This window comes from Bradyrhizobium ferriligni (assembly GCF_056837965.1).
Window position 1 is genome coordinate 1 of the sequence record NZ_JBXEJO010000142.1, and the last position, 7,293, is coordinate 7,293.

Here is a 7,293-nt window from a genome sequence, read left to right on the forward strand (position 1 = left end):
GGCCCCGGCGGTGGTGGTGGCGGTGGTGGTGGCGATATCGAACACAACTGGTTGGTGAATGCATTCACCTCGTTTGAAACAGACTTTTCGCCGAGCAGCGGTCCTAGGACACTGCCATAGGCCCTGAATTTCTCATGATCATCAAACGACGGCGGGAATACTTCGACGGCCGTGTCCGTTTGCAAGTCGAGGAAGGTTGGACCGCCCGTGAGCGCTCCGCTCTTGCTGAAGCGCCACATGAAAGCAGTCTGCGGGTCGCCCTGCACGCTGCTCGCGTTGATACAGTAGTCATTGGTTGCAGAGCGATAGCCATCGAATCCCAGATGGATCCTATCCGCGGCCACCGCAGCGTGCCCATGTGCAACGGTCGCCGCGGTCCCCACGACAAGAACGCGAAGCCGCGACGACCACTGTCCGGTCGCCGGGTTCAAGTACGGATGCTGCCGATTGCATTCGACTAACCGTTTGCCCGACCCGAGTGATAAAGTCGGGGCCCGTCGAGTTCGTCGAACGCCCATTCGTGACCCTCGCAGCCTGTCCAGTTGCCTTGGACTCAAGAATCGACTTATCGACGCCGAAATTGTGTCTTGTGGAAGTGCTACCGAAAATAGTTTCAGATTGTTGCCATAAGGTAACTGCTCGTTAAAATTGCAGACAGTCCAGAGCTGCCAGTGCGTCTTCTCGACACTCCCCACTGTCAATCGATTGCGGCCTCCGCTTCTAAGCGAAGGCGTAACCTACCTAATGGAATTGGGCGTCAGCCCTCAGCCTCACGCCTTCCGCCACTGGCGCTCATGCCATGGTCCGAATGTAGCCGCCCAATTGGGGTCTCGTGACAGCCTTGGCGCACAACGGCCAGTAACGACACGTGCACCTAGCGGAATGCTCTAAATATCGCTGAAATGCCTTGCCGCACTGTAGCGCGGACAGCTGTTTCGGTAGCGATTTGAACCAGATTATTAGCTTCAGGCGACAACGCAGGAAGGCCCAACCTGATCTTTAGAGCGTTACGGTCGCGCTGACCAAGAGCAATATACTCAGCGTTTCGTTGGACGACTTGCCACATCAGCCGATCCTGCTCTGCTTGAGGCAGATGTGCGACTTGAGTTTGTAGCTTCGCGACAAATTTAGGATACTTCGCTTGGATTACTGATCTATCTTGTCCGAAAATTTCACGCCAAAATTCATCCAGTTGCGCGAGCAAATCCATCGGTGATGCTCCTTAAAAGGAGAAGGATGTCGCCAGAGCGCCCAATAATCAAAATGACAATCCTCCGAAGCTTTCGCTTCGGGAGCCGTCGAGAACGATCTGCTGTTTGCCACGGTACATAACAGACAGCAACGAAGCGTAGTTTGATCCCGAATCAACCGGAAGGCGACTAAAGACTAACGGCCTCGGGCTCGCGTTGAACCGCCGAAAGACCAGTTGCCCCACGCCCCCGCGATCTACAGTTGCGGTTGGACTAGGGGGATTCCGTGCACATCGTTCTGACAATCAGTTTGGCGACGATACTGGCGCTTTTGGTGATCGCCTGGATGGTCTTTGTTTTGATTAGATCTTACTTCCGTCGCCAGCGTCGAATGCGACGGGAGTCGAAAGAGTTGAAACGCCAGCAGAAGACGGTTGATGGCAACGCCATCACAATGTCCGCCACGCGGATGTGAGAGCGAGAAGCTCGATTGGCCTAACGCCGCTCCTAATAACCGACCGCATATGATTGATTGCCACGACTGCGGTAACGCGGTCTCATTGACTGCGCGGGCTTGCCCCCATTGCGGGTCGTTCGATCCGGTGCCCTATCGTCTTTCCCGAAAAGAGCAAAAGCGCTTCCGCGCCGACGCGCACAATGATAACCGGATTGCAATCATCACCATCGTCTGCGTCAATATCGGTATCATGACCGGCTTGCTGACAGGTCACGGCATTCTCTATCAGGTCGCGTTCGGTGTGCTAGGTGCCTTCGTAGGACCGCCGATCGCGTTCGCGGTCAACATGCTATGGGCTCTGCGGCGATACGAGAGAATCACGATGCCTGTTGAATGATGGGTCGTACTGGCAACGCTGGCTGGTCCAGTCGTTGCAGTACAAACCCAGAAGTGGATCGAGCGCGCGAGCGAGCCTGGAAAGCGCCGCCAGTGGATCTTCACATCATTGATGGCCAATCGCGCCACGCGACTAAAATGATGATTACGTTCGCGCTCTAAATTCAATCGACCTAGAATTCTCACCTAAGCGGTTCGGTGGGTCTGCTGACAAAAAGGTCATTGACGCTTGGCGAGCGTAATTTGGCGAACTTGCGAACGGGCCTCCTGACGATAACCAGGACCTCAATCTAGCACGCGCCTGGAACGACCGAGTAGGTTATCGCTTGGTTTTGGCGGTTATGTCGACCGCGCTCGGATATACATTCTCCACCGAGGAGTTGCGAAGAGGCATCTACTACCCAAAAGGGCGCGTCGATCTAGAGCAATCCCAGTTGGCTATTATGCACGGGTTAAGCAAAATTATTCAGGGACAGGCATCGTTTCCGATGAAACTAACCGACGTTCCGGTTTCGCCTGATGCCGCAAGGCTTCAGGCCACCCTAAACGAAAAGATGATCTCCGACTATCATGAGGACGGATCGCTCAAGGTTCGCATACAGAACGTTTCGCGAGACGAAGCCTAAGGCTGGTAAGGAAACCCAATGCTTAAAAAGGCCGACGTCGAACGGATGATTCGACATCTTGCGTTGGAATGGATAGACGAGACTGGCTACCAGCAGCAACCAGGCCACTATCCCAGTTTCGGCGCCTTCACGACGTGGCTCAAAAGCAAGCATTTCAGCCACTATTTAAAGTTTCGGTCGCGTGTCAGCCCTCGATACGAGGCTGAGGGTTGGTTCGAAGCATAAATTCGCGACTACTGGCTCAGCATGCGCTCACGTGGCGTCGAGTCGTAACGCCCACAATCGCTGTAGCATGGATGAGATAAGCCAAATGATTCTGAAGCAGAAAATACTCAATTGGAGTGCGACGTGGAAACTGTCCGGCGTTACACCAGGATGGTGGAAGCGGTTTGCAATTGCGGCGGTGCTAAGGATTTCGCCACCACGTCTGGAAGAATAGATATTCCTGAGCCCGGAAGTTCGTGACGTATTTCAAGCTGGCCGGAACCTTTCTGACCCGCGCAGCCTATGGAATATCCGCTAGCGCCGCGGAGCGCGGTCCGTGATAGGTTCATCCGTCAGCCCCGGATATCACGGACCGTGCACTTCGCTTTGGGCTTGCATTGCCATCCAACGGAGCTGCTCGGATGATCCCAACAATTTTAGCGATCTACGGCATACGACGCTGCTAGCGTTATCCGTGATCGCCCCAGGCGATGAAGTGCGGACGGACGATTTGGAGTCTTGAACGCCGTATACGAAAGCACCGCATGACCATCGAACGTGGCGTTCTCAATTAGGAATTGTTGGCACGCCGTTGGCACAAACTGCACTGGCTTATCGAGTTCTTCTTTGAGTAGGATATTCGCTTTTGAGGGCTAGCTTTTTCCATGGACAGTAGCGTTCTTTCGAGCGTTTGCATTGTGCTGATCGGACTTAGTCTACTCATTATCATCGGCATAGCCATGCTTGCGCAGTAACCAGCGCGGCGGGCCTTGTGGCTCGAGACCACGCCCTCGTAATGCCAGAATCGGAATCGCACATGGTGGCGGCCGGAAACTCACACTTCGGCTTCTCTAGACGGCCCGGCCACCCCATAGACTACCCCAAGGTCGGGCCGTCTATTTTTTTGAGTATCGCATAACGCTCGACAGAGTCCGTTGCGATCACTGCGAAGACGAGTTCCCGCCAGAAGAGCTAGCCGTTTTTTCACAACCAGCAGCAGACCGCGAGTTGATCTGCGCTCGCTGTGTCGAGATCAAGCTCCGTCGAGAGATTGCGAAGCTATCAGACTCGCGACACTAGGAATTCGTGGTCAGTGACGTGACTTTCGGCACTTTCGACCGTGTAACCGCTATGGCCAAATTGCTCCGTGCGGTCTTTTCGTTACCCCATACCCGACCGCGCAGGGTCCCCCGGTCAATATGCATGATCACAGCCGGGGGACCTCTTTTCTACTCAACCGCCCATTCTCTGTGGTTACGACGACATGAGCCACCAGCAATCCATTGGTTATCTCTGCGCCGTTGGGCTGGCGTCATACCTTGTCGTACCATTCACGCCCGCTCACAGTCGGGGCTTCGATTGGTTCTTTGCACATACCAGGAAACCTCAGAGCCCATGCTCGGGACAGCACGTCGTCGCAAGCTACTATTCTTCGGGGCGGCGCACGGCGAATGGTGAGATATTCGACGCCAGTGGGCTAACGGCAGCGCACCGCACCATGCCCTTCGGTTCTCGTGTAACGCTCGTGAATCCCGAGAATGGAAAGTCGGTGACCGTAGTAATCAATGACCGAGGTCCGTTTACGCGCGGAGTGAAAATTGATCTAACTCGCGGCGCAGCTGGTGCGCTCGGTATGCACCAAACGAAATGGTTGTGCATGTTCTGATGCTGGGGAAGCGTGCATTCCTCACGCCAGAACCCGCGTCGCATTCGCGTCCTTAACCGCAGCGACAACACGGGCATTAACTCCAGCCACGGCGCTTTCGCTCGTCTCCGACTGGATCGCTTTACCGCTTCGTGCGCCTTTGCGCTGCTGGAGCAGCCTGTGGCGCTGGAGCTGGGCTTTCAGCCCTTGCAGATTCCAGCGAGTTAACTCGCGCGCTTAGCGCACCTAGCTGATCAGATATTAGTTTCTGCTCGCCCTGCTGTGCCGCAGTCTTCTGTTGAATGTCGCCGACCCGCTCGGCCTGCCTTTGTTGGTCGGCTTGAATCCCCTGCACAGCCTGCTGGAGGGATGCCAGGGTCTGCTTCATTTGTTCAATGGCGGGATCAGGCGTAGATGCCACCGTTGCATGCTCTTGCGAGGTGGCCAGCTTTGTTGAGTTCCGGTAGCTCGCCCAAAGCGCACCGCCTGCGACCATGAGAGCGATGACGGCAACGAGCAACGGGAGTGCCAATCTCGGCCGCGCGTTGACGCGTGTTGAAAGCCCGTCGGTCATGAGAAGTTCCCCCTGATTGTGGACGATCTAGTTAACCATCGCCCCGACAGTTGGTTCCGCAATTGAGAATGGCACCCACACATTCTTCACGATGGTCGGCGGCAAGCGCGCGGATGTTGGGGTCGTCAATGGGCCGAACGGAAAGTATGTTCGGACGCGCGCTGACGGCTACTACAACGACAATCTCTTAGCTCTCCCAGAGTGTCGCTGATTTTTGGGAAGGGGGAGCTTCGCGTAGAATGACGCGAGCGCCCCTAGCGCGCAAAAACGAATGCTCCCTAAAACTAAGGGTTCCAAGCACCGGGAAGGTTGACGTCACGCGGACGACCTGAAGCGAGCCTGCGGCGAGAATTGAAACAACGCCGCGCTTCCAAAGAGGCCACAGAACTTGACGTCGCCCCGATCCCAAAACGCATCCAGTACTGCCTGATAGACGCCGTATGGATGGTCCGGCTGCGCATTGCCGGGGTCGAGAAAATCGTGAAACAGTACATAGCCGCCCGGGGCCAAGACCTGCAGCGCGCGTTCACTCGCCTCCAAAGTTTCTTTGTACCCATGCCAGTGATCGACGAAAATAAGGCCTGACCTACGACTTTCGGCAATCATCTCATCGAGACGTTTTGTCGCATCCTTTAAGGTGAAGGTCACCAGCTCGGTGACTCCGTTACGCGCCGCGTTAGCATGCGCAAACCCATTCGCCTCCGCGTCGATGTCTATCGTCTCCAACCGCCCACGACCGCCAGCCGCTAAGCCCTGCGCGATGATGCAAGTCGAAGCCCCTTATGCGTGCCCAATTCGATTGCATCGCCATCGCTGAAGAACACAAGTTCATAGAGCTTGAGCGCTTCAGCGCGCTGTAAAAATCCATCAATTCCCAGGTCGATCAGGATCGAGACACCCATCCGCCCCAATTACGCCGCGCCGATCTCGGCATGCCGCGCGTTGATGAACTCACCATCGAATGCGTGCGTTTTCGTATACGGCTGCGGGACGCCAAGTTGATCGAGCGGAACCCATCGACTCTTCATGGGCTCAATCAGTCTGTCTGCGAATGAGCGGCTCCTTCCAAGCCAATCGGTTGCATCCAACGAGTAGTTCGAGTTGCGCAAACTAGCCCGTAAAGCAAACCAGTCAAGGTTGCATTTTGTCGTCACAAGTCTGAAACGACACTACCGTTGTCGGCCGCCATGAAGCTGACGCCGGACAGGCTCACTTGCGCATTCCCACTCGTCACAATGACAGTTCCATCGACAAGCGAGGCGAAGCCACCTGCAGTTGGATTCAGGCTGGCAAAGGACTGCTCAATCCGGTCCACCGCACTATCCGCCATTCGGACTTGGGCTGGCTAGGATCAAAGCAATTCAACCGAGGCTTCAGCGTCTGTACGCCCTTCGGCGATGATAGTTGGAGAAGGCGAATTGTTAGCGGCCTACCCCCTGCCCCTCCGATCACTCCATTCCGGTCATATAGGAACAAGCAACGCCGTCACGGTGCCGCTCAGGGATTCACCTCCCCGCGCCACGATGGGTGTGGGGAGGTGGAGGCGGTGGCTTGTTAGAGGCTCGGATCTACATGCTTGAACGTGATAGCACTGAGATCGAGCCGTGTGCAGTTGACCCCTTGGTAGAGGATTTGACCATTTGTCAGAACTTGTGCCCCGCCAATCACCGGCGTTCCGCGGTTTAATAGAGGGCGCCACCCAGCGGGGAGCGTAGCTACCAGCGTACCAGAGGACAGCGTGGACAGAATAGACAAAAAACCAGTGAGATTGATGCTGCCCGTATGGTCTCTAGATGCTTGCGCAGTAGCGAACCCACCTCCAAGCCGATGAGATATTTGGTGAGCGGGGCAAGCGTTCCGGTTGAGAACGTTTGCGGGTTGCCTATCGGGCTGAGCACCTGGCTAGGGGCCGGCCGTGCGATGTGGTTGTGATAATTAGGACCACTACCTGGCGGAACCAAAGCCTTCCCGCGGGATTAGAAAGTGGTTTTGCCCAATAATCCGAACAGGAGGAAAGATGGCTAGACCTGTAGGCGCCGTCATACTGACGGCAATTGCGCTCGCGTGGCCGGTCGACACCGTGACGATTTCGTCGGCGTATGCGGCAGACGGAGTGAATGCGAGCGACATTAGCGCGCAAAGCCGCCGCGGCCGACCGGGCCCTGGTGCCCGACCACCATCCCATCGTCCTCGTCCTCCAG

The 7,293-nt window shown here is 55.9% G+C and carries 11 protein-coding genes and 1 pseudogene; 6 read left to right on the forward strand and 6 right to left on the reverse strand.

What is annotated here, in order from left to right:
* Both AC1VNY_RS41860 and AC1VNY_RS41865 read right to left on the reverse strand, forming a co-directional pair.
* The coding region (locus AC1VNY_RS41860; protein WP_482409573.1) for a hypothetical protein at window positions 1-431 on the reverse strand (431 nt) is incomplete at its 3' end.
* Between the two features lie 443 nt (window positions 432-874).
* Window positions 875-1,210: a hypothetical protein gene (locus AC1VNY_RS41865; RefSeq protein WP_482409574.1), complete on the reverse strand. Its 336-nt coding sequence runs from the start codon at window positions 1,208-1,210 to the stop codon at window positions 875-877.
* A gap of 266 nt (window positions 1,211-1,476) precedes the next feature.
* On the opposite strand from AC1VNY_RS41865, the gene AC1VNY_RS41870 reads away from it, so the two are divergent.
* The 5 genes and pseudogenes from AC1VNY_RS41870 to AC1VNY_RS41890 all read left to right on the forward strand — a co-directional run bounded on the left by AC1VNY_RS41870 (window position 1,477) and on the right by AC1VNY_RS41890 (window position 4,539).
* Window positions 1,477-1,665: a hypothetical protein gene (locus AC1VNY_RS41870; protein ID WP_482409575.1), complete on the forward strand. Its 189-nt coding sequence runs from the start codon at window positions 1,477-1,479 to the stop codon at window positions 1,663-1,665.
* A gap of 127 nt (window positions 1,666-1,792) precedes the next feature.
* Window positions 1,793-2,044: a hypothetical protein gene (locus AC1VNY_RS41875; RefSeq protein WP_482409576.1), complete on the forward strand. Its 252-nt coding sequence runs from the start codon at window positions 1,793-1,795 to the stop codon at window positions 2,042-2,044.
* 57 nt (window positions 2,045-2,101) lie between these two features.
* Window positions 2,102-2,185, forward strand: a complete 84-nt coding sequence (locus AC1VNY_RS41880) for a hypothetical protein (protein WP_482409582.1) — start codon at window positions 2,102-2,104, stop codon at window positions 2,183-2,185.
* Between the two features lie 10 nt (window positions 2,186-2,195).
* Window positions 2,196-2,669, forward strand: a pseudogene (locus AC1VNY_RS41885) (DUF6680 family protein); the annotation flags it as partial.
* 1,468 nt (window positions 2,670-4,137) lie between these two features.
* Complete coding sequence (locus AC1VNY_RS41890) at window positions 4,138-4,539, forward strand: septal ring lytic transglycosylase RlpA family protein (protein WP_482409577.1); 402 nt, start codon at window positions 4,138-4,140, stop codon at window positions 4,537-4,539.
* Between the two features lie 121 nt (window positions 4,540-4,660).
* On the opposite strand, the gene AC1VNY_RS41895 is transcribed toward AC1VNY_RS41890, so the two are convergent.
* On the reverse strand, window positions 4,661-5,092 hold the full coding sequence (locus tag AC1VNY_RS41895) for a hypothetical protein (protein ID WP_482409578.1): 432 nt from the start codon (window positions 5,090-5,092) through the stop codon (window positions 4,661-4,663).
* 61 nt (window positions 5,093-5,153) lie between these two features.
* Here AC1VNY_RS41895 and AC1VNY_RS41900 point away from each other — a divergent pair, with 61 nt between their 5' ends.
* Complete coding sequence (locus AC1VNY_RS41900; RefSeq protein ID WP_482409583.1) at window positions 5,154-5,303, forward strand: DUF3892 domain-containing protein; 150 nt, start codon at window positions 5,154-5,156, stop codon at window positions 5,301-5,303.
* 104 nt (window positions 5,304-5,407) lie between these two features.
* On the opposite strand, the gene AC1VNY_RS41905 is transcribed toward AC1VNY_RS41900, so the two are convergent.
* From AC1VNY_RS41905 to AC1VNY_RS41915, 3 genes are all read right to left on the reverse strand, one after another.
* On the reverse strand, window positions 5,408-5,818 hold the full coding sequence (locus tag AC1VNY_RS41905; RefSeq protein WP_482409579.1) for a class I SAM-dependent methyltransferase: 411 nt from the start codon (window positions 5,816-5,818) through the stop codon (window positions 5,408-5,410).
* Window positions 5,819-5,838: 20 nt separating this feature from the next.
* On the reverse strand, window positions 5,839-5,994 hold the full coding sequence (locus tag AC1VNY_RS41910) for a hypothetical protein (RefSeq protein ID WP_482409580.1): 156 nt from the start codon (window positions 5,992-5,994) through the stop codon (window positions 5,839-5,841).
* Between the two features lie 248 nt (window positions 5,995-6,242).
* Window positions 6,243-6,407 carry a hypothetical protein gene (locus AC1VNY_RS41915; protein ID WP_482409581.1) on the reverse strand — a complete coding sequence of 55 codons (165 nt, stop codon included), beginning with the start codon at window positions 6,405-6,407 and terminating at the stop codon, window positions 6,243-6,245.
* Window positions 6,408-7,293: the final 886 nt, after the last annotated feature.